This window comes from Sphingomonas sp. BK036, assembly GCF_004216825.1.
GTDB lineage: Bacteria > Pseudomonadota > Alphaproteobacteria > Sphingomonadales > Sphingomonadaceae > Sphingomonas.
The window spans coordinates 261,030-286,751 of sequence record NZ_SGXR01000006.1; the positions used below are offsets into that span (position 1 = coordinate 261,030).

Genomic DNA, 25,722 nt, shown 5'->3' on the forward strand with positions numbered 1-25,722 from the left:
CGGTAGAGGATTGATCGCCGCCGCCGTCGCCCGGCCGGCCGGCGTCTCGTCTCATTCCGGCCGGGCAGGAGTGCCGCCTTATGGTCCGGACTGCCGTTATGATTGCACTTGCTGCCAGCGCATTGGCCGCGACGCCCGCGCATGCCAATCCGTTGATGTACGTCTACAAGGGCGCCGGCTGCGACGGCAAGGATCGCCTGCCGCGCTATCAGGGCGTGATGGGGCGCAAGCTCGATGGCGTGTCCGATTTCCTGTCCGCCGAGAGCTGGGCGCAGCTGCACAGCGGCGCGCAATGGGCGATGACCTGCTGGCAGAACCAGCCCGTCCGCCTCGCGCTCGGCGTCCCGCTCGTCGTCAAGGGCGGTACGCTCAGCTCGGCGGCGGCGGGCGAATATGACGCGGAGTTCCGCAAGATCGGCGAGCTGCTGGTCGCCAAGGGGCGCGCCAACACGGTCATCCGGCTCGGCTGGGAATTCAACGGCAACTGGTATGCCTGGTCGGCCGAGAAGGATCCGGTGTCGTTCGTCGGCGCGTTCCGTCACGTCGTCGGCGTGCTGCGCGCGGTGCCCGGCCAGCATTTCCGGATCGTGTGGAACCCGTCGCTCGGCACCGGCGCGAACCCGCCCGAGTCGCTGTGGCCGGGGGACGACGTCGTCGATCTGGTCGGCATCGATATCTACAACCAGAGCTGGCGCCCGCAGGACAGCGATCCCGCCACGCGCTGGCAGGGCTATCTCACCGCCAATTACGGGCTCAACTGGGTCGCCCGGTTCGCCTTGACTCACCACAAGCCGATCGTGGTCCCCGAATGGGGCACCGGCACGCGACCCGACGGGCATGGGTATGGCGACGACCCGTTGTTCATTCACAACATGGCCGCGTGGATGCGCGCGCACCGTGTCGCCTATGAAAGCTATTGGGACTTCACCGCGTCCGATTATGATTCGACGATGTCCGCGGGCAAGTTCCCGCTGGCGCTGGCGGCCTACAAGGCGGAGTTCGCACAATGACCGGCCAGCCGACTCAGGCATAATAGGCCCCGTAGTCGGCGTGATCGCGATCGACATCGCCGTGGCCGAAGACCGCCAGCTGGCGCATGTCGACCCGGGTCGCGATCACGCCGAGCGGCTCGATATCGAGCGCGCGCATCCGCTTGAGCGTCGCCGCCGCGCTCTGGCTTGGCGTGTCGTTCCACCGTAGCGCCATCAGCACCTCGTCGACCTGGCGCAGCAGCAGCCGCGCATCGGTCACCGCGAGCGCGGGGGCGGCATCGAAGATCACCAGGTCGAAGCGCTTTTCCGCCTCGGCCAGCAACGCGCCGATATTGCTCGCGGCGAACAGGTCCTGCCGGTTCTCGGTCGTGTCGCCCGCGGGCAGCACGTACATCCCGCTGACCGGATCGTGGATCAGCGCCTCGTCCAGCGTCGCGGTGCGGCGCAGCACCTGCACCATCCCCGCATGCGGCGGCAGCCCCATCACGCGCGAGACCGAGGCGCGACGCAGATCGGCATCGACGAGCAACGTCCGGCTGCCCGCCATCGCCGACGTCCGCGCGAGCGAGATGGCGAGCGTCGTCTTGCCTTCGCTCGGGCGTGCCGAGGTGATCCCGACGCTCGTCATCCCGCTGCGGCCCTTGCGCACCAGCGCCAGCCGCACCGCACGCAGCTGTTCGGCGTAGAGCGACAGCGGGCGTTCCACCGGGAAGTCGATCGGCGAGATGCCTTCCTCGCCGGGCCGCGCGATCGACGCGATCTCGGGGATGTTGGCGATATGCGGCAGCCCGAGCTTGCGCTCGATATCCGCCGACGAGCTCAGCTTGCGATCGAACGCCTCGGCGATCCACACCGCCGCGCCTGCGACGATCGTCGCCAGCACCAGCCCGATCATCAGGATCAGCGGCTTGTTGGGCGAGGTCGGCCGCTGCGGCAGCGCCGCGGGCGAGAAGATGCGCGCATCCTCGTCCGCCACCAGCGCCTGGCTGCTGATCAGGTTCTTGCGCTCGAGCAGCGCCTGGTAGGTCGCGCGCAGGCCGTCCGCCTTGCGCTGGAGCTGCGACAGCTGGACCGATGCGGTGTTGTCGCTGGCCAGCGTCCCCGTCGTCCGCGCGACGATCCCCGCCGCATTGGCGACCTGGTCGCGCGCGATCTGCGCGTTGGCGTTCAGATTGGCGAGCTGCCGGCTCGTTTCCGCGCCGATCGCGCGGTCGAGCGCCTCGACCTGGTCCTTGGTGCGGATCAGGTCGGGGTGATCGGGCTGATAGCGGCCCTGCAGATCGGCATAGGTGGTCGCCAGCAACGCGCGCTGGTTGCGCAGCTGCTGGATCACCGGCGATTGCAGCACCGCGCCGACGCCGCCGGTATCGCCCTTGCGGGTCTGGCCGCGCGCGGTGCTCAGCTTGGCCTGCGCATCGGCGAGCGCCGCCTGCGCTGCGGCCTGTTGCTGCTTGTACAGCGACAATTCCTGCTGCGTGAAGGTCGCGCCCTGGCTGTCGAACAGGTCGTGCTGCGTGCGATAGCGTGCGACCTCGGTGTCCGCGGCCTCGAGCTGGACGCGCAGATTGTCGAGTTCGGTACCGAGCCCGCGGCCGACCTGCTCGACCGCGGCACGGCGCGATTTTTCCTTCACCGCCAGATACTGGTGGCCGATCTGGTCGGCGACCGCCTTGGCGAGCATCGGGTCGGGTGCGGTATAGGCGATCGAGACGACGCTCGATTCACCCGGCCGGAGGATCTTGGTCCCGCCGATCACGAGCCCCGTCGCGGCGGCCTCGCGGTCGGCACCGGGCAGCTTGGAGATGCTCGCGGCGAAGACCGGATTGGCGACCAGGTTGAGCGCGCGCACGGTGCCCAGCGCGACCGCGGACGATCGCATGATCTCGACCTCGGTCGCCACTGCGGTCTCGGCGGTGGACAGGCCGGGCAGGACCTCCTTGTCCTTCTCCGACACGTTCAGCTCGCGCGAGTTGACGACCATCCCCGCCGAGGCGGTGTACAGCTTGGTCCGCGTGAACCCATAAGCGAGCACCAGCGCCAGGATGATGGCGAACACGCCGATCGCCAGCCACTTGCGATGCCGCACGGTCGCAAACGCATGGCGGATGCTGTCCATCGGATCGCCGATCGTCGCAGCGAATCGCCCTTTCGATCGGGGTTCGGCAGTCTGGCTGGAGCGGAAGTCGTCCATGGCGTTCACCTTGTCAGCGTCAGGCCGATCGTCGCGCGGTTGTCCTTGAACGCGCGGTAACGATCAGTGCCGTTGGAGGATTGGTCGAGCCGCTCGAACCCGAATTTGAGCCCGGCATAGCGGCTGATACGATAGGTCGCGCTGGCCTTGGCGCTGATGCGGCCATCGGTGCGGTCCAGATTGTTGAAGCGGCTGTCCTGGTAGCCGAGCGACGCGGACAGGATGAGCTGCCGCAGCCATTCGTGATCGACCTGGATGCTGCCCTGGGTCGACAGATAGCCGCCCGATCCGGGGATGCCGGAATCGAGCACCGACCGGTTGCCCCGGATCGTCACGGTCGTCAGCTGCGTCGGGAAGAACTGCACCGTCGCGTTGAAGCCCAGGCCGCCCAGGTCGTTGTAGAAGGGCAGGCGGAAGCGCTGCTGGATATAGCCGATGCCGATGCTGCCGCGGATCAGCGCCGCGGGCTCGAAACTGACGCCGGCGAGCAGTTCGAACCCGTTCGAATCGCGCTTGGGCGTCTCGATCGACCCGGTCCGGAAGCGCCGGATATTGTAGCTCGCGCTGGTGAACCACGCGATCGACGGCGTCTGCGCATAGGAGGCGCGGACGCCGACGCGGTAGCTCATATTGTCGCTCGGCTGGTAATCCGCGATCGACCCGTCGGCGAGCTGGCCGTCGCGAAAATCGAACCGCGCCACGCGCGCCGTGGTCGACAGCCGCAGCTTGTTGAAATCATGCGCGAGCAGCACCGCGCCCGATTGCTGCGTGTAATAGATCGGCTTGATCGTCTGCGAGAATATGTCCTGCGACAGCCGCGACTGGTGGATCCCCTCGGCGCGGATCGCGGTCGTCAGCGTGGTCACCTGGTTGATGTCGAACACCCCGCGGCCCGTCACCGAATAGTCGGCGATATTTTCGGTGCTGCGGTTCAGATACCGGTCGATCTTGCCCTTCGCGTCGAGGGTCAGGCTGTTGCGCGCCCATTGCGATTGCAGCGCCAGCTGCGGCTGGATCCGCAACAGGCTGTCCGCGACGCGGTCGTCCTGCGTCCCGAAGATGTTGTCGTCATGGATGCCCGTCACCTCGACCGACGGCGCCAGCCGGAACCCGCCGAGCGGGATGCCCGGCGCGACATAGCCCGGCTGCACGCGCTCGAGCACGGCGGTATGCCGCGTTTCGATCTGTGGCTTTTCCTCGGGCAACAGCGGCGTCTCCTGCGCATGGAGCAACTGCGGGCACAGCATCGCACTGCCCAGCACGCCGGTGCGGGCGGCATGACGAAGCCAACAGGGTGTACGGCGAGACACGGGAACTAGAAGTTTCGCTCTCGGATCCGCACGGTGTCACCGGGCTGCACGATCACGTCGGCGGTCAGCGGTTCGCGCGCTTCGGCCGCCTGTCCGGTATGGCGGATCATCACGCTCTTCTGGTTCGCGCGATAGGTGAAGCCGCCCGCGGTCGCGACCGCGCCGAGCACCGTCATCCCCGACTGATAGGGAAACTGCCCCGCCTTGTTCACTTCGCCCAGCACATAGATCGGCCGCGACGCGACCAGGTCGACCACCAGATGCGCGTTCTTGAAATAGCGTGCCTGCAACGTCTGCGTCAGCGCCGCGGAGAACTCGCCCAGAGTCTGCCCCTGCGCCTTGATCATGCCGACCAGCGGAAACGAGATGTCGCCCTCGCTGTTGACGGCATATTCGCCGGTCACGCCGGGCTCGTTATACACGTTGATCCGCAGCCGGTCGTCGGGCGCCAGCCGGTAGACATAGGGCGCGGCGGGCGCCGCCCCCGCCGGGGTCTGCGCGATATCGGCGGAGCAGCCCGTCAGCCACAGGGCCGCCGCGCACGCTGTCGTGCACGCCATCGCGATACGCTTGGTCATAGCGCTTCTCCACCACGTCCGTGACCACGCCCGGGCCCGCGAACGGTATCAATCTCGGTATCGATCATAGCTCTTCTTTTTCCGATCTGGAGCGCCCTGCGCTTCAGGAAGCCTGCACCCCAGGCGATGTGCATCGTCGCCAGCGCCGGGGCGGCCATCAGCGCGGTCAGCGATCGGTCCTTGAGCGCGAAAAGGCTCGATGCCGCCAGCAGCGCGAGCGCATAGAGCAGCGGGATGACGAACAGCACGGGCAGGACGATCCCGCCGATCAGGCCGAAGCCGATCGCCAGCGTGATCGCCGGGGGCAGCATCTGGCGCAGGCGCAGTCGCTCGCCATGCTTGTGGCTGGTCCGCGCACGCCCGGAGCCATAGCGGAAATATTGCCGCGCAAGGCCACGTAGCGTGCCCCGCGGATAATAGATCACCGGGATCGTCGCATCGAGCCAGATCCGCCCGCCCAGCGCACGAAGCCGTGCGTCGAGCTCGGCATCCTCGTTCGCCTCGAAGCTGGTGTCATACCCGCCCGCGCGCTCGAACAGCGCACGCCGGAACGCGGCGTGATGGCCGTGGTCGACCCAGGCCGACGCGTTGCCCATTCGATGCGCCGATCCGCCCGTGCCGATCCGGCTGTTCTGCGCGATCGCGACAGCGCGCTGGAAGCCGCTATCGCCCCTGGTCGTCAGCCGCACCACGACCGAATCCGCGCCGCTGTCCGCCAGCGAGGCGAGCAGCCGGGTGACATAGTCGGGCGGGTAGGACGCATGCGCATCGACGCGGACGATGACGGCGAAGCGGCGGTCTGCCGCGGCCACCGCACGGTTGACGCCCGCCGCCTGGATCCGCTCGGGATTGTCGATCAGGCGTACACGTGGCGCGCGGGCAGCGACCGCGATGACCGCCTCGCGCGTGCCGTCGCGGCTGCCGCCGTCGGCGACCAGTATCTCGCCGACCACCGAGGGCGGTTCGCGCAACAGCGTGTCGAGCAACGCCTCGATATGCGCGATCTCGTTCAGCGTGGGGATGATGACGCTCGCGGTCATGCCGCACCTCCGTCCGGGCGCAGCGCCTCGACGAAGCGCGTCGCGGACCGTTGCAGATCGGTCTCGCGCAGGCGCGCATCGGCATGCCGCCGATAGTTGGCGAGCCCCGCGGGCGCGATCGCGCGTGCCATCGCGTCGGCGAGATCGGCCTGCGCGAAATCGATCCGGTTGGCGGGCGGCAGATACGCGCGGAACACGTCGATCTGCGACGCGAGCACGGGGATGCCATAGGTCATCGCCTCGAGCATGACCAACGGCACGCCCTCCCAGCGCGACGGCATCAGCAGCAGGTCCGCCGCCGCCAGCGTCGCGTGCGGTGTGTCGGTCCATGCCGAGCAGCGAATGTCGACCCGCCCGGCAAGATCGCGTCGCAGCGCCTCGAAATCGGCCTCGCCCTCGCCGGACCCGACGATCACGAAGGTCCAGCCCTCGAGCTTCGCCGCGCTCTGCCGGATCGCGGCCGCCAGCGTGTCGAGCCCCTTCTGGCGTATGTCGAGCCGGCCGAGGAACAGGGCCACGCGCGCGTCGGGATCTACCCCGAGCGCTTGCCTAGCCTGCGCGCGCGCGGGCTGCGGCGGCGGCGCGACGATGTTGTCCGCGACCACGACCGGCGCGGTGCCGCCCGCGGCACGGACCTGCTCGACGACCGCGCTGCTCGGCACGATGAAGCGATCGGGGCGGCGATACAGGCGGCGGCGGACCCAGTCGCCGGGGACCGCGCGACGGCCCAGTTCCGCCATGCGGTGCGCCATCGGCACATAGCTGACGACGAAGCTGTCGCGCGGCGCGGCGAGCAGCGGAACGACGCAATTCTCGATCCGCCCCTGCAGCAGCAGCGTCGCGGTCGGCCGAAGATCGACAAAGACCTTGCGTACTGCCTGCGCATAGCTTCGGCGAAAGCCCCCGAGATACGGCTCGGCGCGCTGCTTGGTGAAACCCCACGGCATCACCGCAAACCGGTCCGAGACATAAGGCCGCAGCCGCTCGGCCAGCTTCGCGTTGGCGGTCGGATGCCGCACGACGATCCGGTCGAAGTCGCGGCTTTCGAGCAGCGTCGGCAGGAACCGCAGGAACATCGCCTCGTGCCCGCCAAAGTCGGGGCTGTCCTGCAAAATGAGGAGCGACCGGCTCATGCCGCGCGATCCGCGAGCGCTGCCTCGTAGACGGTGCGGGTCATCGCGCCGATCTGGGTCCAGTCGAGCGTGTCCGTCGCCGATGCGGGGCGCGGCCGCTGCCCGATCGAGTCGACGATCGCACCCGCCAGCGCCGCGACATCCGCGGCGGGCACCAGCGCGCCGCTGTCCTCGCGCGTCCCGATCATCGTCCGGAACGCGCCGAGATCGCTCGCGATCAGCCAGCGATCGAGATCGGCGACGAGATGCAGGACGCCGCTCGCGTCGATCGACCGGTAGGGGAAGACGAACGCATCGGCGCTGCGCAGCAGCCCCGCCATCGCGTCCTCGGACAGCCGCCCCTCGCGCAGCGTGAACGCGTCGCCAAGACCCAGCGCCTGCGCGCGCGCGAGGATCGGCTCGACGTCGATCTGCGCCTCGCCGGCGACGATCACCTCCAGGCGATCGCGGATCTGCGGATCGATCAGGCCGAGCGCCTCGACCAGCAGGTCGACGCCCTTATACGCCTGCAACCGGCCGAACAGCACGATGCGCCAGCGGCCGGGCTGCGCGCGCGCTTCCGGCTCGGCGGTGCGCAACGGCAGCACGCCGTGCGGCACGACATGGATCCGGTCCTCGGGCAGGCCGCGCGCCAGCAGCGCGTCGCGACCCTGCTCGGTATGCACGATCAGCCGGTCGAACGCCGCGAGAATGGCGGTATAGCCGCTACGTTGCGCCGCGCTGACCGGGCGGCCGTTGAACGGCTCGATATCATGGACGGTCAGCACGACCGGTCGGCTCTTCCGGATCCGGCGGACCGCGCGCACGTCGAGCATCGGCAGTGCCGCCCATTGGAAATGGACGACGTCGAACCGCGCGGCTTCGCGCGTCAGGCGGCGAAGCCCCGCAATATGTTCGAGCCCCTTGAGCGCACGCCACGCCGATCCCACGCGCCGCCGCGGTCCGTCGGTCAGCGGATAGAAAAAGGGCAGGGTGCGGCTTCCGGCGAGGAGATCCTCCTCGTTCGGGCGCAGCGCCCGCGTCGCCCAGGCGGGCCGCAGACCATTGGCGTGCAGCCCGTCCGACAGCGCCGCGTCATAGGGCGCGGTAAACAGCGACGGGTCGACCAGCAGCACCGATTGCCCCGTGGCGCCGGCGTTCTCGCAGGCGGCGGCGCGCAAGACGGTACTCAGAACGACCCCTTGCTGGCAAAGACTGCCGGCACGGTACGAACCATGATCCAGATATCGCCACCCACCCAGCGGGTCCGGCTATAGATCGTGTCCATCGCCACGCGACGGCGATAGCTGATGTCGTTCCGGCCGCTGACCTGCCACAGCCCGGTGATCCCCGGACGCAGGTTGCAGTAGAATTCCATGTAGCGGCCGTACCGCTCGACTTCGGCGGGCACGATCGGCCGCGGACCGACCAGGCTCATCTGACCCCAGACGACGTTGAGCAGCTGTGGCAGCTCGTCGAGGCTCGACTTGCGCAGGAAGCGGCCGAGCGGCGTGATCCGGGGATCGTTGCGCAGCTTCTGGTCGAGCGCCCATTCAGCGCGCGCCGCCGGGTTCTCGGCCAGATGCCGCCGCAGCCGCGCCTCGGAATCGCGCACCATCGTCCGCAGCTTCAGGCACGGAAACATCCGTCCGCCACGGCCGATACGCCGGTGCATGAACAGCGGAGAGCCACCGTCCTGCAGTGAAATTGCGATACAAAGCAGTACGATAACCGGCAAAAACACGAGAAAAGCACTGCCGGCGAAAATGATGTCGACCAGTCGCGACAAATTGCCATCGACCTTCCGCATAACACTGAAGTTATCGGTCGACTTGCTCGAGGCATTGGATCCCGAATGCACTCTAACGCGAGTGCGTACATCGCCATAGAATGTCATGGCCGCACCTCATTAACTGATGTTTATTGTCGCAGTGCAATATTGCAGAGGTGCCCCGGCTTGGCCAGCGGACTCGGCCCCCCGTTATCCCGCCGATCGCTCTGTCTACCGCATTGCAGCATGAATTTCGCAGCGCCTTTGGACGCCGTGCGTTGTGGCTGAACGCAGCCTGTATCTGCCGGGAAACGGGCGTAATTTGCGTGCCAGGGACGCACCGCTCACGAAATAGGCAGTACTCGACGCAGCCGCCTTCAGCCGCGATCGAACGCTAATTACCTGGAACTATTGTAAAATGCGAACGGCGCGCACGCGGGCACGCCAACCCGTCCTACCGCCCGCGTCACGGTCGGTGGAGATCGCCCGGTGGTATTTGCCATCCGCCGATGATTCGCGGCGAGATCGCACCGCCCCCGCGAGTCGTCGCCCCGCGGCCGACCGCCCAGGATCGCACCCAACGGCGCGACCCCGGGCGCGTCGTCAGGCCGTCTCGCTCACCGTCGCCGCATGACCCACCGCGATCGCGCTCAGATTGACGATCCCGCGCGCGGTCACGCTCGGCACCAGCATCTGCAACGGCTTGGCGAGCCCGAGCAGCATCGGCCCGAGCGGCGCGGATTCGGTCGACGCCGACAACAGCGACACCGCGATGTTCGCCGCGTCGATGTTCGGCATCACCAGCAGGTTCGCCGAGCCCGTCAACGGACTGTCGTCCACCAGCCGCCGCCGCAGCGCCTCCGACAGCGCGGCATCGCCGTGCATCTCGCCGTCGAACTCGAACTCCGGCGCCATCTCCTTCAGCAACGCATGCCCCGCGCGCATCTTCTGCGCAGAGGGCGACCGCGACGCGCCAAAGCTCGAATGCGACAGCAACGCCGCCTTCGGCTCGATCGCGAACGCGCGCACCGCGTCGGCCGCGAGCATCGTCATCTCGGCGATCTGCTCCGCGGTCGGATCGACCGTGACGTGCGTATCGCAGAAGAACAGGCTGCCGGTGCGCAGGATCACCGCGGACATCGCGTACAGCCGCGACACGCCCGGCATCCGCGGGATCAGCGGCATGACATAGGTCATCTGCGTCCACCAGTCGCCGATGCCACCACACAAGGCTGCATCGACGCGACCCTCGCGCAGCAGCATCGCCGCGGCGACGCTCGGCCGGGTCCTGAGCGCGCGCTCGGCGCTGTCGGGCGGCGTGCCGCGGCGGCCGACGAGCGCGCTGTAGCTCGCGAGCAGCGGCTCGAACACCTCGCGGTCGGTCGCCGGATCGAGCACCTCGACATCGCTGCCGATCGTCATCCGCAGCCCGCTCGCCTCGATCCGCTGGCCGATCACGTCGCGGCGCCCGATCAGCACCGGCCGGCCAAGGCCTTCGTCGATCACCGTCTGCACCGCGCGCAGCGTCCGGTCGTCTTCGCCCTCGCCGTAAGCGATCGAGCGCCCCGCCTGCTTGGCGCGCGCGAAGATCGGCCGCATCAGCTGGCCCGAGCGGTACACGAACACCTCGAGATCGCGCAGATACGCGTCGAAATCCTCGATCGGCCGAGTCGCCACGCCCGAATCCATCGCCGCCTTCGCCACCGCGGGCGCGACGTGCAGGATCAGTCGCGGATCGAACGGCTTCGGGATGATGTAGGTCGGCCCGAACACCGGCGTCGCGCCGCCATAGGCGCTGACGACCACGTCCGACGCGGTCGCGCGCGCCAAGGCTGCGATCGCGTCGACCGCGGCGACCTTCATCGCCTCGTTGATCTCGGTCGCGCCGACGTCGAGCGCACCGCGGAAGATGAACGGGAAGCACAGCACGTTGTTGACCTGGTTCGGAAAATCCGAACGGCCCGTCGCGATGATCGCGTCGGGGCGGGTCGCCGCGACCAGCGCCGGCTGGATCTCGGGCTCGGGGTTCGCCAGCGCCAGGATCAGCGGATCGGGTGCGAGCAGGTGCAGCCATTCCTGCTTGAGTACACGCGGTGCCGACAGCCCGAGGAAGATGTCCGCCCCCTCCAGCACGTCCGGCAGCGTCCGCGCATTGGTCGTGCGGGCATAACGCGCCATGTTCGGCGGCATCACGTCGCCGCGATCGGCATGCACCACGCCCTTGATATCGGTCAGCGTGACGTTCTCGGGGTTGAGCCCCATCGATACCAGCAGGTCGACCGTCGCCAGCGCCGCCGCGCCGGCGCCCGACGTCACCAGCTTCATCTGGTCGAGCTGCTTGCCGCGCAGTTCGAGCACGTTGCGGACTGCGGCCGCGCACACGATCGCGGTGCCGTGCTGGTCGTCATGGAACACCGGGATGTTCATGACCTCGCGCAGCTTCGCCTCGATCTCGAAGCATTCGGGCGCCTTGATGTCCTCCAGGTTGATCCCGCCGAACGTCGGCTCGAGCACGCGAACCGCCTCGATGAACGCCTGCGGGTCGAGCTGGTCGATCTCGATGTCGAAACAGTCGATCCCGGCGAATTTCTTGAAGAGCACCGCCTTGCCCTCCATCACCGGCTTCGACGCGAGCGCCCCGATCGCACCGAGCCCCAGCACCGCGGTGCCGTTGGTGATGACCGCGACGAGGTTGCCGCGCGCGGTATAGTCGCGCGCCTTGTCCGGATCCGCGGCGATCTCCTCGCACGCGGCGGCAACGCCTGGCGAGTAAGCGAGCGCCAGATCGCGCTGCGTCGCCATCCGCTTGGTCGCCTCGACCGAGAGCTTACCGGGTTTCGGATAGCGGTGATAATCGAGCGCGGCCTTGCGGAAATCGTCTTCCATGGTCTTCCTAACCTGTCGGCCGCGGCGGCGACCGGGTGGGCGCGGGCAAAGCGCGCGGCGAATGTTCAACGATCGCATAGCCTCACGCACACCGATCCGCCAACCCCGCGCGGACGTAGCGTCGGGCGAGCGAAGGATATCGCCGCCCAACCGTTCCACCACCCCGGCGAAGGCCGGGGCCCAACCGTTCCCTCCACCCCGGCGAAGGCCGGGGCCCAACCGTTCCCTCCACCCCGGCGAAGGCCGGGGCCCAATTGGAACGTCGGACATGACGACGCGCTACCCTCCGTCAGCACCGTCCCCCAATTGGGCCCCGGCCTCTGCCGGGGTGGGGGGAGGGCATGGGCCGCGCGGATCTATCCAAGGTCGCAAACCCAACGATCCTCCCCCGCCAGGGGGAGGTGGCACCGAAGGTGACGGAGGGGGAGGAAAGGTAAACCTCGGTTCCGTGTCCTCCCCCTCCGTCCGGCAAGGGCCGGCCACCTCCCCCCTGGCGGGGGAGGATCGAACTCCCCGTTCTCCCGCGAGAGCGGGAGCCCAAGAATCCCCAGCGCTACCCTCCATAACCCTGGACCCCCGCCTGCACCGGGGAACACCCCCAAAAACCCCTGTCCTACAACGAACCAATCTGGTTCGCTTCCACCCGCAAAACCGGGAGCCGAACCATGATCATCGACCACCTCATCGACGCCGTCATCGACCGCGAGGGCGGCTACACCAACCACCCCGCAGACCGCGGCGGCCCCACCCGCTACGGCATCACGCAAGCCGTAGCCCGCACCAACGGCTACACCGGCGACATGCGCGTCTTCTCCCGCGAGAGCGCGGAAAGCATCTACCGCCGCCTCTACTGGACCCGCCCAGCGTTCGACCAGATCGCCACCCGCGCGCCCAAAATCGCCGAGGAACTCTTCGATACCGGCATCAACATGGGGCCTGCCGTCGCCGCCACCTTCCTCCAGCGCGCACTCAACGCGCTCAACCGCGGCGCCACCGACTATCCCGACATGGCCCTCGACGGTTGCATCGGCCCCGCCACACTCACCGCACTCGACGCCTTCCTAGCCCGCCGCAAACCCGGCGGCGAAACCGTCCTCCTGAAGGCGATCGAGGCGCTGCAAGGCGAGCGCTACGTCGCGCTCGCCGAGACCCGCCCCGCCAACGAGGCCTTCCTCTACGGCTGGCTCGCCAACCGCACCTGACGTGCCCGCGCAAGCGCTCCCAGCGTCTGCACTTCCTATACTTCACTTTTGCCGGAGACCCCCAATGGCCCAGCAACCCCTTGATCCAGCACCAGATCCCTGGATCACCCGCGCGCGCCCAACCTTCCTCTACGTCATGTACATCCTGCTGCTCGGCGCGATCCCGGCAGGCCTGATCGCCGCGGTCCGCCCGTCCACAGCGCAGGCGATCGCGGCGGGCATGGCCGCCTATCTCGACGCGATCCCCGAACCACTCTACGCGCTCTTCGGCACAGGCTATCTCGGTTACACGGTCGCGCGCGAATGGGGAAAGGGGCGCTAGTCGTCGCCGCCCTCCGTCATCCTGACGAAAGTCAGGATCCAGAGCCAAGACCGGTATCGCATGTAACCCTGGATCCTGACTTTCGTCAGATGACGGCGTGGGGTTCAACCCGCGACCCGTACGCCAGCGGTGGACAGGTCGCGGCCGCCCCGTTGCACCCCCGAAACCGCACCCTACATCGCTGGCATGAGCAACGACCCCCACGCCATGCCGACCTGGCACGGCACCACCATCCTCTCGGTCCGCCGCGGCGGCAAGGTCGTCGTGATCGGCGATGGCCAGGTCTCGATGGGCCAGACCGTCATGAAACCCAATGCGCGGAAAGTCCGCCGGCTCGGCGACGGCAGCGTGATCGGCGGGTTCGCCGGCGCCACCGCAGACGCCTTCACGCTGTTCGAACGCCTCGAACGCAAGCTCGAAGCGCATCAGGGCCAGCTGCTGCGCGCCGCAGTCGAGCTCGCCAAGGACTGGCGGACCGACAAGTTCCTGCGCAACCTCGAAGCGATGATGATCGTCGCGGACAAGGACGTGACGCTGATCCTCACCGGCAATGGCGACGTGCTCGAACCCGAGAACGGCGTCGCCGCGATCGGCTCGGGCGGCAACTACGCGCTCGCCGCCGCCCGCGCGCTCGTCGAATACGAGACCGACGCGGAAGTCCTGTGCCGCAAGGCGATGCAAATCGCCTCCGAACTCTGCGTCTACACCAACGACCGCCTCACGGTGGAAACGATGGACTCGACTTCGTAACTTCTTCTCCCCCTCCCGCAAGCGGGAGGGGGCAGGGGGTGGGCGCCCGCCCACCTCCGGCGCTACCGTTCGAGGGAAGCGCGAGCCCACCCCCAGCCCCTCCCGCCTGCGGGAGGGGAGAAGGTAAAAAAATGAACGACCAGCTCACCCCCAAGGCCGCCCTCTCTCCGAAACAGATCGTCGCCGCACTCGACGCCCACATCATCGGCCAGGCCGCCGCCAAGCGCGCGGTCGCGGTCGCGATGCGCAACCGCTGGCGCCGCCAGCAGCTGAGCGAAGACCTCCGCGACGAGGTCACGCCCAAGAACATCCTGATGATCGGGCCGACCGGCTGCGGCAAGACCGAGATCAGCCGCCGTCTGGCGAAGCTCGCCGACGCGCCGTTCGTGAAGGTCGAGGCGACCAAGTTCACCGAGGTCGGCTATGTCGGCCGCGACGTCGAACAGATCGCGCGCGACCTCGTCGAGGAAGCCATCCGCCTCGAAAAGGAACGCCGCCGCGTCGCCGTGAAGGACAAGGCCGAGGAGGCGGCGATGGGCCGCCTGCTCGACGCGCTGGTCGGCAAGGATTCGAGCACGGCTACTCGCGAAAGCTTCAAGCAGCGCTTTCTCGACGGACATCTGAACAGCGCCGAGGTCGAGATCGAGGTCGAGCAGGCGCCGACCACGCCGTTCGAGATCCCGGGCGGCGCGCCGCAGATGATCAATCTCGGCGAGATGATGAAGTCGTTCGGCGGCGGCCAGCAATTGAAGCGGCGCAAGCTTACCGTTCATGCGGCATGGGACAAGCTCGTCGAGGAAGAGGCGGACAAGCGTCTCGACCAGGACGAGGTCAGCCGCGCGGCGCTCGCCGATGCGGAGGCCAACGGCATCGTCTTCCTCGACGAGATCGACAAGATCGCGGTCGCCGACGGCCGGGGCGGTTCGATCAGCCGCGAGGGCGTCCAGCGCGACCTGCTGCCGCTGATCGAGGGCACGACCGTCGCCACCAAATACGGGCCGATGAAGACCGACCACATCCTCTTCATCGCAAGCGGCGCGTTCCACGTCGCCAAGCCGAGCGACCTGCTCCCCGAATTGCAGGGCCGCCTGCCGATCCGCGTCGAGCTGAAGGGCCTGACGGAAGCCGATTTCGTCGCGATCCTGTCGGACACCAAGGCGTCGCTGCCGCTCCAGTACAAGGCGCTGATCGCGACCGAAGGCGTCGGCATCGAGTTCACCGAAGACGGCATCGCCGCGATCGCGCGCATCGCCGCCGAGGTGAATGCCGAGATCGAGAATATCGGCGCACGCCGCCTGCAGACGGTGATGGAAAAGCTGCTGGAGGAGGTAAGCTACAACGCCGAGGATCGCGGCGGCTCGAACCTGGTCATCGACGGCCCGTACGTCGACAGCCAGCTCAAGGAGATCGCCCGCAACACCGACCTCAGCCGCTTCGTGCTCTGATCCAATAACCCCGTTCGTGCTGAGCGAAGTCGAAGCACCTGGGTCTCGTGCCCCTCGACTACGCTCAGGGCGAACGGCGTGGGGATGTAAGGATAAGCCAATGGACGTGACCGAAGCCATAGCCGCGCGCCGCTCCGTCCGAGGCTTTCTCGACACCCCCGTCGACCCGACCCAGCTCCACGACCTCGCCGTAAAAGCGTCCCGCGCCGCAACCGGCGGCAACCTCCAGCCCTGGCACATCGCGATCGTCCAAGGCGAGCCGATGACCCGCCTCAAGGCAACCATGGCCGAAAAGCTAGCCACCGGCGCCACCGAGCAGCCCGCCTACGACATCTACCCGAAAGACCTGACCGCCCCCTACCGCGACCGCCGCTTCGCAGTCGGCGAAGCGATGTACGCAGAACTCGGCATCCCCCGCGAAGACAAGTCAGCCCGCCGAGACTGGTTCGCCCGCAACTTCGCCTTCTTCGGCGCCCCCGCGGCCTATTTCTGCACCGTCGATAAGCGAATGGGCCCACCGCAATGGTCCGATCTCGGCATGTACCTGCAAAACCTGATGCTGCTTGCGGTCGAAGCCGGCCTCGCCACCTGCCCGCAGGAATGCTGGGCAATGTACCCGGACACGCTCGGCGCGTTCCTCGAAATCCCCGAAGACCGCATGCTCTTCTGCGGCATGGCGATCGGCTACGAGGACAAGGACGCGCCGGTGAACCGCCTCCGCACGGAGCGCGCGGACACGAGCGAGTGGCTCACCACGATCGGCTGAGGCAAAGAGCGGTCATCAACCCAACCCCGTCATCCTGACGAAAGTCAGGATCCAGAGCCGGATATGATGCCCTCGATACCCTGAATCCTGACTTTCGTCAGGATGACGGTCAGAGCACCACCGTCTTAGGCCTGGCGCCCTTGATCCCCGCAAGGATCATCGCCTCCCACACCGCAGGGTCACCCGCTGCGGCCATCGCCCGGTCGGGTTCGCGCAGCGTGCGCAGCACCGCGAGCGCGTCGGGAAGATAGTCGGCCCAGGCGGAATCGATCAGCTGCGACGCGGATTCGGCGTCGCCGCCCGCATTCGCGCTGATCCGCTGGCCGGCCAGCACGCGCGCGATGCGCTCGGCGACCGGGGTAGTGGAAACGTCCATCAGCATTCTCCTCGCGGGCTGGTCTTACACCAAACCCGCGAGGCGATCGAATGCTTAGCGCGCCGAGCTTGGACCCGCGCCGCGACCCGGACCACGGCCGCCACCGCCGGCCGGACGGCCACCGCCGCCCTGACCACCGGGACGACCACCGCCCTGCGGACGACCGCCGCCGCCACCCTGGCCGCCACGGCTCGCACCCGCATAGTTGCGCCCGGTGCTGCCGCCGGTAGCGCGCGGCGCATGCGTCGCACGCGGACGCGCCGGATCGCGCGGACGATCGATCCGGACCTCGGGGTCCGCCCCCATCGTCTTGACGCGAGTCTGCTTGATCTGGTTCGACAGGTTGACGAAATCGTCCGGCAGCGCGCGGACCGTCACCTTCTGGCGCGTGATCCGCTCGATGTCGCGCAGATACGCCTTCTCGTCATCCGCGCAGAACGCGACGGCGATGCCGCTGGCGCCCGCCCGTGCGGTACGGCCGATGCGGTGGACATATTGCTCGGCGACGTTGGGCAGCTCGAAGTTGATGACGTGGCTGACGCCCGACACGTCGATGCCGCGCGCGGCGATGTCGGTCGCGATCAGGACCTTGACCTTGCCCTGCTTGAACTCGCCCAGCGCCCGCTCGCGCTGGCCCTGGCTCTTGTTGCCGTGGATCGCGTTCGAGGCGATGCCGTTGCCCGCGAGCAGCTTCACGACGCGGTCGGCGCCATGCTTGGTGCGCGTGAAGACGAGCGCGCGGTCGATCGCCGGATCGCCCAGCGTGATCGTCAGCAGCGCCTGCTTTTCCGACTGGTTGCAGAAGGTGACATACTGGTCGACGCGCTCGGCGGTCGTCGCGGCGGGCTTCACCGACACGGTCTTCGGATCGAGCAGGAACTGCGAGGCGAGATCGCGGATCGCAACCGGCATCGTCGCCGAGAAGAACAAAGTCTGGCGCTTCTTCGGCAGCATGCGCACGATCTTCTTCAGCGCATGGATGAAGCCGAGATCCATCATCTGGTCGGCCTCATCGAGCACGAGGATCTCGATCATCGACAGGTTGCAGAAGCCCTGCTCGATCAGGTCGATCAGACGGCCCGGCGTGGCGACGAGGATGTCGACGCCGCGGCTCAGGTCCTGGCGGTTCTTGTTGATGCTGGTGCCGCCGAACACGGTGGTCACCGACATCTTGCTGAACTGGCCATAGGCGCGCGCGCTGTCGGCGATCTGGCTGGCGAGTTCGCGGGTCGGCGCGAGCACCAGCATGCGGCAATGCGTCGGCAGGACGCGCTTCTGGTTTTCGGTCAGGCGCTGGATCGAGGGGAGCACGAACGCGGCGGTCTTGCCGGTGCCGGTCTGCGCGATGCCGAGGAGATCGCCGCCCTCGAGCAGGATCGGGATCGACTGTGCCTGGATCGGCGTCGGCTCGGTATAGCCCTTGGCTTCGAGCGCACGGACGAGCGGCTCGGCAAGGCCGAGGTTTGCAAATGACATGGATGGTCTCTCAATAGATGCCGGGCTCGCGAATCCACGAAGCGGACGCACGAGGGGCGGTGGTGTTTTGACACCCCGCGTGAAAAGGGAAGCCCGTTGGAAACGACCGAGGCGGAGCTAAGACCGTAAAGGTCCAATCACGCTGCATTACGCCTCGATGCCGGCCATTTGGCGTATCATGCCCCAAAAGTCAACCTCCGGCCCTATTCGGCACCGGTGTCGGGCTCGGCGGGCGGGATCAGGTGCGGATCTGGCCGAGGTGCAGATACCGCTCGTTGAACTCGGCTGCGTCGCGCAGCCGGGGCCAGTCGGTCACGCTCAGCTGGCGCTTCTTGCGCGTGATCAGCCCGTCGGTCTCGAGCGACTTCAGCACGCGGTTGACGTGGACCGGCGTCAACCCGAGCGCATCGCCAAGCTGTTCCTGCGTCATCGGCAATTCATACGCCATCACGTCGCCGAGCATCGACGTCTTGAACCGTACGGAAAATTCGCAGAGCAGATGCGCCAGCCGGCTGCGCGCGTTGCGCCGCCCGACGTTGAGCAGCCATTCGCGGTGGATCGACGATTCGACAAGCGCATCGATCCACAAGGCCTGGCCGGCGGCGGGGCATGCCTCGATGAACTGGCGGAGCGCGGCGATCGGCACCTCCGCCAGCGTCAGCCGGGTCAGTGCCTGGATGTCGTGATCGGATTCCTCGAGAAACAGGTTCTGCAGGTCGATGAATTCACCGGGCAACAGGATCGACACGATCTCGCGCTCGCCATTGGGCGTCAGCTTCTGCCGGTAGGCCAGTCCGTCGAGAATGAACGCGCACCGGGTCGGGCGCTGGCCTTCGCGCAGCATATAGGTCGACGCATCGATCGTCCTGACCTTGAACGGTAGCGCGGCGATCTTGGCGCGATCGTCCGCGCTCATCGCCGTCCGCGTTTCGAACTTACGAACAACTTGTTCCGTCACGGTGGAAATGTCCACGTGCACTCTCCGCATCCAGGGCAGGAGCACCCGTTTCTCGTCGTCTCCCTCACTGGGATAGCGCGTCGGGGGAAAGCGCACCTTATCCCAGGATTGGGCAGGTCAACAAAACCCATGTTATTATATTACGCCGGAACGCGAGCGGGCCGATGCGCCGCTCGTGTCCTCAAGCGCATGGTCGGCACGTTCAGACTGGCGGTAAACCGGTATCCGCGCCGGGCTCGGTTATCGTCACGTCGACCGCCAGCAGTACGCTTCCCTGGTCGTCGCGCACCGCGACGCGGAAGCACGCGCCATGGCGTACGATCTCCGGATGGTCGCTCAGGTAATCACCCGCGAATATGACCGCTTGGACGCGCGCATTTTCGTCGTCGGGCAGATCCGTGCCGTCTTCGTCGGGCGCGTGTTTATGGTTGTCGATGTCGAAGAAGTATCTGGGCATGCTCGACTTCCTCAACCGTTACGCAAGCCTATTCCTAACAGGCCGGCCGCCGCTCCGCTCTTACCAAAATCAGGTTTGATCAGCGCTCCATGCTCGACTTGAACCGCGCCCCGGGCGTAGGGTGCGGGCAAACACGAGAGGATCCGCCGCATGAAACTGGCCAGCCTGAAGCACCCCGATGCCACCCGCGGACGAGACGGCACGCTCGTCGTCGTCTCGAACGATCTCGCCTGGTATGCCGATGCAAGTCACATCGCGCCGACCCTGCAGGCCGCGCTCGACGATTGGGATCGACTCTCGATCGATCTGAAGAATCTGTCGACCGATCTCGAGCATGAGATGATCCCGATGCGTCGCTTTCACGAGCATGACGCCGAGTCGCCATTGCCGCGCGCCTATCAATGGGCCGACGGCTCGGCGTATGTGAACCACGTCGCGCTGGTGCGACAGGCGCGCGCCGCGGAGATGCCCGACAGCTTCTGGTACGATCCGCTCATGTATCAGGGCGGCTCGGACGGGTTCCTGGGGCCGCGCGATCCGATCCCGCTCGGCGACGAGGCCTGGGGCTGCGACATGGAGGGCGAGGTCGTCGTCGTCACCGGCGACGTGCCGATGGGCGCGTCGCGGGACGAGGCACTGGCGGCGATCCTGCTCGTCGGCCTCACCAACGACGTCTCGTTGCGCAACCTGATTCCCGGCGAACTCGGCAAGGGCTTCGGCTTCTTCCAGTCCAAGCCGGCGAGCGCGTTCTCGCCCGTCTTCGTCACGCCCGACTCGCTTGGCGACTGGTGGCAGGGTGGCAAGCTGCACCGCAAGCTGATGGTCGACCTCAACGGTGTCCCGCTCGGTCGCGCCGAAGCCGGCGAGGACATGACGTTCGACTTCGGCACGCTGGTCGCGCACGCCGCCAAGACGCGCAAGCTCGGCGCGGGGACGATCGTCGGGTCGGGCACCGTCTCCAACCGTGGCCCCGATGGCGGCCCCGGCAAGTCGATCGCTGAGGGCGGCGTCGGTTATTCCTGCCTCGCCGAAGTCCGCACGATCGAGACGATCATCGGCGGCAAGCCCGTCACGCCATTCCTCAAAAAGGGCGACGTCGTCCGCATCTGGGCAGAGGACGACAAGCGTCATCCGATCTTCGGCGTGATCGAACAGACCGTCGAATAGGCGGAACGCCACGCCGTATTTCTACGCGAAGGTGGGGACCCAGTCTGGGCTCTCCCCTTCGCGGGAGACCAAGGCGGCGGAGAGGGATTGATGCAAGTGCCTCGCTTCACCCGAAAAAATCCACGCGCGAGCCACGTGCCAGAAAATCCCCTCGCAATCGCGATTGAAATTTAATAACACGCTTCGGTAAGAGTGTTCCGCGGTCACAGCGGCCTCATGGAGATGGAATGACGATGGCAAGCGAGCATCCGCGCGCCAATTTGCAGCCGCTCACGCTGCATATCCCGGAGCCCAAGTTCCGCCCCGGCGACGCGGTGGACTTCGCCGAAGTCGACGTGCCGCCCGCGGGCGAGGCACGCCGCCCCGACACCGCGGACAAGGCGTCGGACTTCACCGATCTCGCCTACACGCTGGTCCGCGTCCTCGACGACGACGGCAATGCGGTCGGCCCCTGGGATCCCAAGCTCTCGCCCGACGTGCTGCGCCGGATGCTGCGCAGCATGGCGCTGCTCCGCGCGTTCGACGAGCGCATGTTCCGCGCGCAGCGGCAGGGCAAGACCAGCTTCTACATGAAGGCGCTGGGCGAGGAGGCGGTCGCGGTCGCGGCGGCCTATGCGCTCGATTACGAGGACATGTGCTTCCCCTCCTACCGCCAGCAGGGGCTGCTGATCGCGCGGGGCTGGAGCCTCGTCGACATGATGAACCAGATCTATTCGAACACGGCCGATAGGCTCGGCGGCAAGCAGTTGCCGATCATGTATTCGGTCAAGGAAGCCGGGTTCTTCTCGATCTCGGGCAACCTCACCACGCAATATCCGCAAGCCGTGGGCTGGGCGATGGCGTCGGCGGCCAAGGGCGACACGCGGATCGCGGCGACCTGGTGCGGCGAAGGCTCGACCGCGGAGGGCGATTTCCACTCGGCTTGCACCTTTGCGGCGGTCTACCGCGCACCGGTGATCTTCAACGTGGTCAACAACCAGTGGGCGATCTCCAGCTTCTCCGGGTTCGCCGGCGCCGAGGCGACGACGTTCGCCGCGCGCGCGGTCGGCTACGGCATTGCCGGGCTTCGCGTCGACGGCAACGACGCGCTCGCGGTGTACGCCGCGACGCTATGGGCCGCCGAGCGCGCGCGGACCAACCAGGGGCCGACGCTGATCGAGCATTTCACCTACCGCGCGGAAGGCCATTCGACCTCGGACGATCCCGGCCAGTATCGCAGCGAGGGCGAGCCCAATGCATGGCCGCTCGGCGATCCGATCAAGCGCTTGAAGGATCACCTGATCGCGATCGGCGAATGGGACGATGAACGCCACGCCGCGCAGGACAAGGAGCTCGCCGAGCAGGTGAAGGCCGCGCAGAAGGAAGCCGAGAAGAACGGCATCCTCGGCCACGGCCTGCACCAGCCGCTCGAATCGCTGTTCGACGGCGTGTTCGAGGAGCTGCCCTGGCATCTGAAGGAGCAGCGTCAGCAGATGCTCGATGAGGAATCCGCGTCCGGCCGCCCCTGGGATCGCAAGGCATGAGCGACATGATCGAAACACCCGTCTCTGACGCACCGGATGCCGGCGGCGAAACCACCCGCATGAACATGATCCAAGCGATCAACTCCGCCATGGACATCATGATGGAGCGCGATCCCGACGTGATTGTGATGGGCGAGGATGTCGGCTATTTCGGCGGCGTGTTCCGCGCGACCGCCGGGCTCCAGGCGAAACACGGCAAGACGCGCGTGTTCGACACGCCGATCACCGAATGCGGGATCATCGGCGTCGCGGTCGGCATGGGCGCCTACGGCCTGCGTCCGGTCCCCGAGATCCAGTTCGCCGATTACATCTACCCCGCGCTCGACCAGCTCGTCTCCGAAGCCGCGCGGCTGCGCTATCGCTCGGCGGGCGAGTTCACCTCGCCGATCACGGTGCGCTCGCCGTTCGGCGGCGGCATCTTCGGCGGGCAGACGCACAGCCAGAGCCCCGAGGGTCTGTTCACGCACATGTCGGGCATCAAGACGGTCATTCCGTCGACGCCCTACGACGCCAAGGGTCTGCTGATCGCAGCGATCGAGGACAACGACCCGACGCTCTTCTTCGAGCCCAAGCGCATCTATAACGGCCCGTTCGACGGCTATTGGGATCGCCCGTCGCAGAACTGGTCGAAGCATCCGGCTGGCGAAGTGCCGACCGGGTACTACAAGATCGAGCTCGGCAAGGCCAAGATCGTCCGCGAGGGGCAGGCACTCACGATCCTCGCCTATGGCACCATGGTGCACGTCTGCACCGCGGTCGTCGCCGAGGCGGGAATCGACGCGGAGATCGTCGACCTGCGCACGCTCGTGCCGCTCGACATCGAGACGATCGAGGCGTCGGTGAAGAAGACCGGCCGCTGCATGATCGTCCACGAGGCGACGCGCACCAGCGGGTTCGGCGCGGAGCTGTCGGCGATCGTCCAGGAACGCTGTTTCTACCATCTCGAGGCGCCGATCGAGCGCGTGACCGGGTTCGACACGCCGTACCCGCACAGCCTCGAATGGGCCTATTTCCCAGGGCCGGTTCGCATCGGCGAAGCCCTCAAGAAGATCATGAAGGACGCATAATGGTGCCTTCACCCACCCCCGTTCGCTTCGAGCGCAGTCGAGAAGCCTCCGGTACCCATCACGCAAGTTTCTCGACTTCGCTCGAAACGAACGGAATTTTCTAATGGCCCGCTTCACCTTCAAGCTGCCCGACATCGGCGAAGGCATCTCCGAGGCCGAGATCGTCGCTTGGCACGTCGCGATCGGCGACCGGGTCGAGGAAGATTCGCCGATCGCCGACATGATGACCGACAAGGCCACCGTCGAGATGGAGTCGCCGGTGTCCGGCGTCGTCGTCGAACTCGCGGGCGAGGTTGGCGACCAGGTGTCGATCGGCGCTGCGCTGGTCGTGATCGAGACGGATGCGGTCGAAGTGGCGGACGAGGTGGTGGCCGCGCCCCTGACGTCGGCGCAGGCCGAAACCGCCGAGCAATACGAAGCCGAGAACCCAGGCGTCGAAAAGGTCGCACTAGAATCTCCCCTCCCGCTCGCGGGAGGGGTCGGGGGAGGGGCGTCGATCACGCCCGCAACGCCGGCCGTCGACGCACCAACCCCTCCCCCGACCCCTCCCGTAAACGGGAGGGGAGAAGCGGCGCTCGCATCGCCCGCGGTCCGCGCCCGCGCGCGCGATCTCGGCATCGACCTCGCCTCGGTAAAGACCGACTCCGACCGAGTCCGCCACGCCGATCTCGACGCGTACCTCCGCTACGGCTCCGGCGAGGGCTATCACCCCCCGCACGCCAGCCGCGCCCGCGAAGATCAGCCGATCAAGGTCATCGGCATGCGTCGCCGCATCGCCGAGAACATGGCCGCGTCGAAGCGCGCCATCCCGCACTTCACCTATGTCGACGAGATCGACGTCACCGCGCTCGAAGCCATGCGCGCCGACCTCAACGCCAACCGCGGCGGCCGCCCCAAGCTGACGATGCTGCCGCTGATGATCGTCGCGATCTGCAAGACGATCCCCGACTTCCCGATGCTCAACGCACGCTACGATGACGAAGCGGGCGTGGTGACTCGCCACGGCCAGATCCACCTCGGCATGGCCGCGCAGACCGACGCGGGGCTCACCGTCCCCGTGATCCGCGACGCACAGGACCGCAACGTCTGGCAGCTCGCAACCGAGATCACGCGCCTCGCCGAAGCCGCACGCGCGGGCAAGCTCGCCCCCAGCGAGATGGGCGGCGGCACGATCACCGTCACCTCGCTCGGCCCCCTCGGCGGCATCGCGACGACCCCGGTCATCAACCGCCCCGAAGTCGCGATCATCGGCCCCAACAAGATCGTCGAACGCCCCGTGTTCAAGGGTGACGAGATCGTACGCGCCAAGCTGATGAACCTGTCGATCAGCTGCGATCACCGCGTCGTCGACGGCTGGGATGCGGCCAGCTTCGTCCAGGGGCTTAAGAAGTACCTCGAAACCCCCGTCCTCCTGTTTGCAGACTGAGACGCGGGGGAAGCGCACGCACTGCGCTGCGCTGACGATCAAAGTCCGGTTCGACGCGATGCTTCAGGGCATCGCGATCGCACCGGCCGTCACCGAGTTCGCCGACCGCTGACTCGCCTCAGTCGCGCGCCTTCTGCAACGCGCCCGCGATCCGCCGCGCGAGGCTTCTCGGGGTAAAGCGTATCCCCTCGGCCATCGCGAAGTTCAGTGCGCCCGACACCTTCACCGCCCGGTTCGCGGCCAGCGCCGCCAGCCCGTCGCGCACCACCGCGCCCGGGTCGCTCGCCAGCCGTTCGAACAGCGCGGTGTCGCCCAGCCCCGCGATATCGGCGAACTCGGTGCGCGTGGGGCCGGGGCACAAAGCGGCCACCCGCACGCCCTTGGCCTTCACCTCCTCGTGCAGCGCCTCGGAAAAGCTCAACACGAACGCCTTGCTCGCATAATAGACCGCCATCCACGGTCCCGGCTGGAACGACGCGACCGAGGCGAGGTTGAGGATCCCGCCGGACCCGCGCGCGATCATCTGCGGCAGGACCGCATGCGTCAGCGCCACCAGTGCGCGGCAATTGAGATCGATCATCCCCAGTTGCAGCGCGCTGTCGAGGTCCGCGAAATCCCCCCGCGCGCCGAACCCGGCATTGTTGATCAACACGTCGACCGGCAGCGCGGCGGCCGCGATCGCCGCGATCAGCGTCGTCGGGCCGTCCGGGTCCGCGAGATCGGCGGCAAAGACATGCACCGTAACGCCGTGCGCCGCGCGCAGTTCGGTCGCGAGCGACTCGAGCCGCTCCACCCGCCGCGCGGTGAGGATCAGCGTGGTCCCCTCGGCGGCCAGCGCGCGCGCAAAGCCTTTGCCGAGCCCCGCCGATGCGCCGGTGATCAATGCCGTCGTCATAGCCCAGCGTCC

At 67.3% G+C, this 25,722-nt stretch carries 23 protein-coding genes and 1 pseudogene; 11 read left to right on the forward strand and 13 right to left on the reverse strand.

Annotated elements, in window-relative coordinates; genetic code table 11:
- Positions 1-98 precede the first annotated feature (98 nt).
- Positions 99-1,010, forward strand: a complete 912-nt coding sequence (locus tag EV283_RS14430; RefSeq protein ID WP_234422775.1) for a glycosyl hydrolase — start codon at positions 99-101, stop codon at positions 1,008-1,010.
- A 13-nt stretch (positions 1,011-1,023) separates the two neighbouring features.
- Here the strand turns inward: EV283_RS14430 and EV283_RS14435 are convergent, their stop codons facing one another.
- The 8 genes from EV283_RS14435 to EV283_RS14470 all read right to left on the reverse strand — a co-directional run bounded on the left by EV283_RS14435 (position 1,024) and on the right by EV283_RS14470 (position 11,880).
- Complete coding sequence (locus tag EV283_RS14435) at positions 1,024-3,183, reverse strand: polysaccharide biosynthesis tyrosine autokinase (protein ID WP_130326506.1); 2,160 nt, start codon at positions 3,181-3,183, stop codon at positions 1,024-1,026.
- A 5-nt stretch (positions 3,184-3,188) separates the two neighbouring features.
- Positions 3,189-4,493 (reverse strand): outer membrane beta-barrel protein, encoded by a 1,305-nt coding sequence (locus EV283_RS14440; protein ID WP_130326508.1) that lies wholly within the window; start codon positions 4,491-4,493, stop codon positions 3,189-3,191.
- 5 nt (positions 4,494-4,498) lie between these two features.
- On the reverse strand, positions 4,499-5,071 hold the full coding sequence (locus EV283_RS14445) for a polysaccharide biosynthesis/export family protein (protein ID WP_242615987.1): 573 nt from the start codon (positions 5,069-5,071) through the stop codon (positions 4,499-4,501).
- Positions 5,068-6,111 (reverse strand): glycosyltransferase family 2 protein, encoded by a 1,044-nt coding sequence (locus tag EV283_RS14450; RefSeq protein ID WP_130326510.1) that lies wholly within the window; start codon positions 6,109-6,111, stop codon positions 5,068-5,070. Before EV283_RS14450 ends, EV283_RS14445 begins: the two co-directional genes overlap by 4 nt.
- Positions 6,108-7,244: a glycosyltransferase gene (locus EV283_RS14455; protein WP_130326512.1), complete on the reverse strand. Its 1,137-nt coding sequence runs from the start codon at positions 7,242-7,244 to the stop codon at positions 6,108-6,110. Before EV283_RS14455 ends, EV283_RS14450 begins: the two co-directional genes overlap by 4 nt.
- On the reverse strand, positions 7,241-8,404 hold the full coding sequence (locus tag EV283_RS14460) for a glycosyltransferase (RefSeq protein WP_130326514.1): 1,164 nt from the start codon (positions 8,402-8,404) through the stop codon (positions 7,241-7,243). Before EV283_RS14460 ends, EV283_RS14455 begins: the two co-directional genes overlap by 4 nt.
- An 8-nt stretch (positions 8,405-8,412) precedes the next feature.
- Positions 8,413-9,033, reverse strand: a complete 621-nt coding sequence (locus EV283_RS14465; RefSeq protein WP_056416477.1) for a sugar transferase — start codon at positions 9,031-9,033, stop codon at positions 8,413-8,415.
- Between the two features lie 564 nt (positions 9,034-9,597).
- On the reverse strand, positions 9,598-11,880 hold the full coding sequence (locus EV283_RS14470; RefSeq protein WP_130326516.1) for an NADP-dependent malic enzyme: 2,283 nt from the start codon (positions 11,878-11,880) through the stop codon (positions 9,598-9,600).
- A gap of 665 nt (positions 11,881-12,545) precedes the next feature.
- On the opposite strand from EV283_RS14470, the gene EV283_RS14475 reads away from it, so the two are divergent.
- The 5 genes and pseudogenes from EV283_RS14475 (at position 12,546) to EV283_RS14495 (ending at position 16,365) form a co-directional block, all read left to right on the forward strand.
- A complete protein-coding gene (locus EV283_RS14475) occupies positions 12,546-13,082 on the forward strand; it encodes a glycosyl hydrolase 108 family protein (protein ID WP_130326518.1) in 537 nt (178 codons plus the stop codon).
- Between the two features lie 88 nt (positions 13,083-13,170).
- Positions 13,171-13,404, forward strand: a pseudogene (locus EV283_RS14480) (3TM-type holin); the annotation flags it as partial.
- A gap of 207 nt (positions 13,405-13,611) precedes the next feature.
- Entirely contained in the window at positions 13,612-14,154 is a 543-nt protein-coding gene (gene hslV, locus EV283_RS14485) for an ATP-dependent protease subunit HslV (protein WP_130326965.1), read from the forward strand.
- 131 nt (positions 14,155-14,285) lie between these two features.
- Complete coding sequence (gene hslU, locus EV283_RS14490) at positions 14,286-15,599, forward strand: ATP-dependent protease ATPase subunit HslU (RefSeq protein ID WP_130326522.1); 1,314 nt, start codon at positions 14,286-14,288, stop codon at positions 15,597-15,599.
- Positions 15,600-15,699: 100 nt separating this feature from the next.
- Positions 15,700-16,365: a nitroreductase gene (locus EV283_RS14495; RefSeq protein WP_130326524.1), complete on the forward strand. Its 666-nt coding sequence runs from the start codon at positions 15,700-15,702 to the stop codon at positions 16,363-16,365.
- Positions 16,366-16,474: 109 nt separating this feature from the next.
- On the opposite strand, the gene EV283_RS14500 is transcribed toward EV283_RS14495, so the two are convergent.
- From EV283_RS14500 to EV283_RS14515, 4 genes are all read right to left on the reverse strand, one after another.
- The gene (locus tag EV283_RS14500; protein WP_130326526.1) at positions 16,475-16,741 is read right to left on the reverse strand and encodes a hypothetical protein; all 267 of its coding nucleotides are present in this window, start codon (positions 16,739-16,741) and stop codon (positions 16,475-16,477) included.
- 54 nt (positions 16,742-16,795) lie between these two features.
- Positions 16,796-18,217, reverse strand: coding sequence for a DEAD/DEAH box helicase (locus tag EV283_RS14505; protein WP_130326528.1), 1,422 nt, complete (start codon positions 18,215-18,217; stop codon positions 16,796-16,798).
- Positions 18,218-18,455: 238 nt separating this feature from the next.
- Positions 18,456-19,133, reverse strand: coding sequence for a Crp/Fnr family transcriptional regulator (locus EV283_RS14510; RefSeq protein ID WP_235516894.1), 678 nt, complete (start codon positions 19,131-19,133; stop codon positions 18,456-18,458).
- Between the two features lie 244 nt (positions 19,134-19,377).
- On the reverse strand, positions 19,378-19,632 hold the full coding sequence (locus EV283_RS14515) for a hypothetical protein (RefSeq protein ID WP_130326530.1): 255 nt from the start codon (positions 19,630-19,632) through the stop codon (positions 19,378-19,380).
- Between the two features lie 150 nt (positions 19,633-19,782).
- On the opposite strand from EV283_RS14515, the gene EV283_RS14520 reads away from it, so the two are divergent.
- The 5 genes from EV283_RS14520 to EV283_RS19580 all read left to right on the forward strand — a co-directional run bounded on the left by EV283_RS14520 (position 19,783) and on the right by EV283_RS19580 (position 24,927).
- A complete protein-coding gene (locus EV283_RS14520; RefSeq protein WP_130326532.1) occupies positions 19,783-20,799 on the forward strand; it encodes a fumarylacetoacetate hydrolase family protein in 1,017 nt (338 codons plus the stop codon).
- Between the two features lie 233 nt (positions 20,800-21,032).
- A complete protein-coding gene (locus EV283_RS14525) occupies positions 21,033-22,322 on the forward strand; it encodes a thiamine pyrophosphate-dependent enzyme (RefSeq protein ID WP_130326967.1) in 1,290 nt (429 codons plus the stop codon).
- 59 nt (positions 22,323-22,381) lie between these two features.
- Entirely contained in the window at positions 22,382-23,389 is a 1,008-nt protein-coding gene (locus EV283_RS14530) for an alpha-ketoacid dehydrogenase subunit beta (RefSeq protein ID WP_107958150.1), read from the forward strand.
- A 103-nt stretch (positions 23,390-23,492) separates the two neighbouring features.
- Complete coding sequence (locus tag EV283_RS14535; RefSeq protein ID WP_130326534.1) at positions 23,493-24,815, forward strand: dihydrolipoamide acetyltransferase family protein; 1,323 nt, start codon at positions 23,493-23,495, stop codon at positions 24,813-24,815.
- Complete coding sequence (locus EV283_RS19580; protein ID WP_278044227.1) at positions 24,805-24,927, forward strand: hypothetical protein; 123 nt, start codon at positions 24,805-24,807, stop codon at positions 24,925-24,927. The genes EV283_RS14535 and EV283_RS19580 overlap by 11 nt, the downstream gene beginning before the upstream one ends.
- A gap of 6 nt (positions 24,928-24,933) precedes the next feature.
- Here the strand turns inward: EV283_RS19580 and EV283_RS14540 are convergent, their stop codons facing one another.
- Positions 24,934-25,710, reverse strand: coding sequence for an SDR family oxidoreductase (locus tag EV283_RS14540; protein WP_130326536.1), 777 nt, complete (start codon positions 25,708-25,710; stop codon positions 24,934-24,936).
- Positions 25,711-25,722 lie beyond the last annotated feature (12 nt).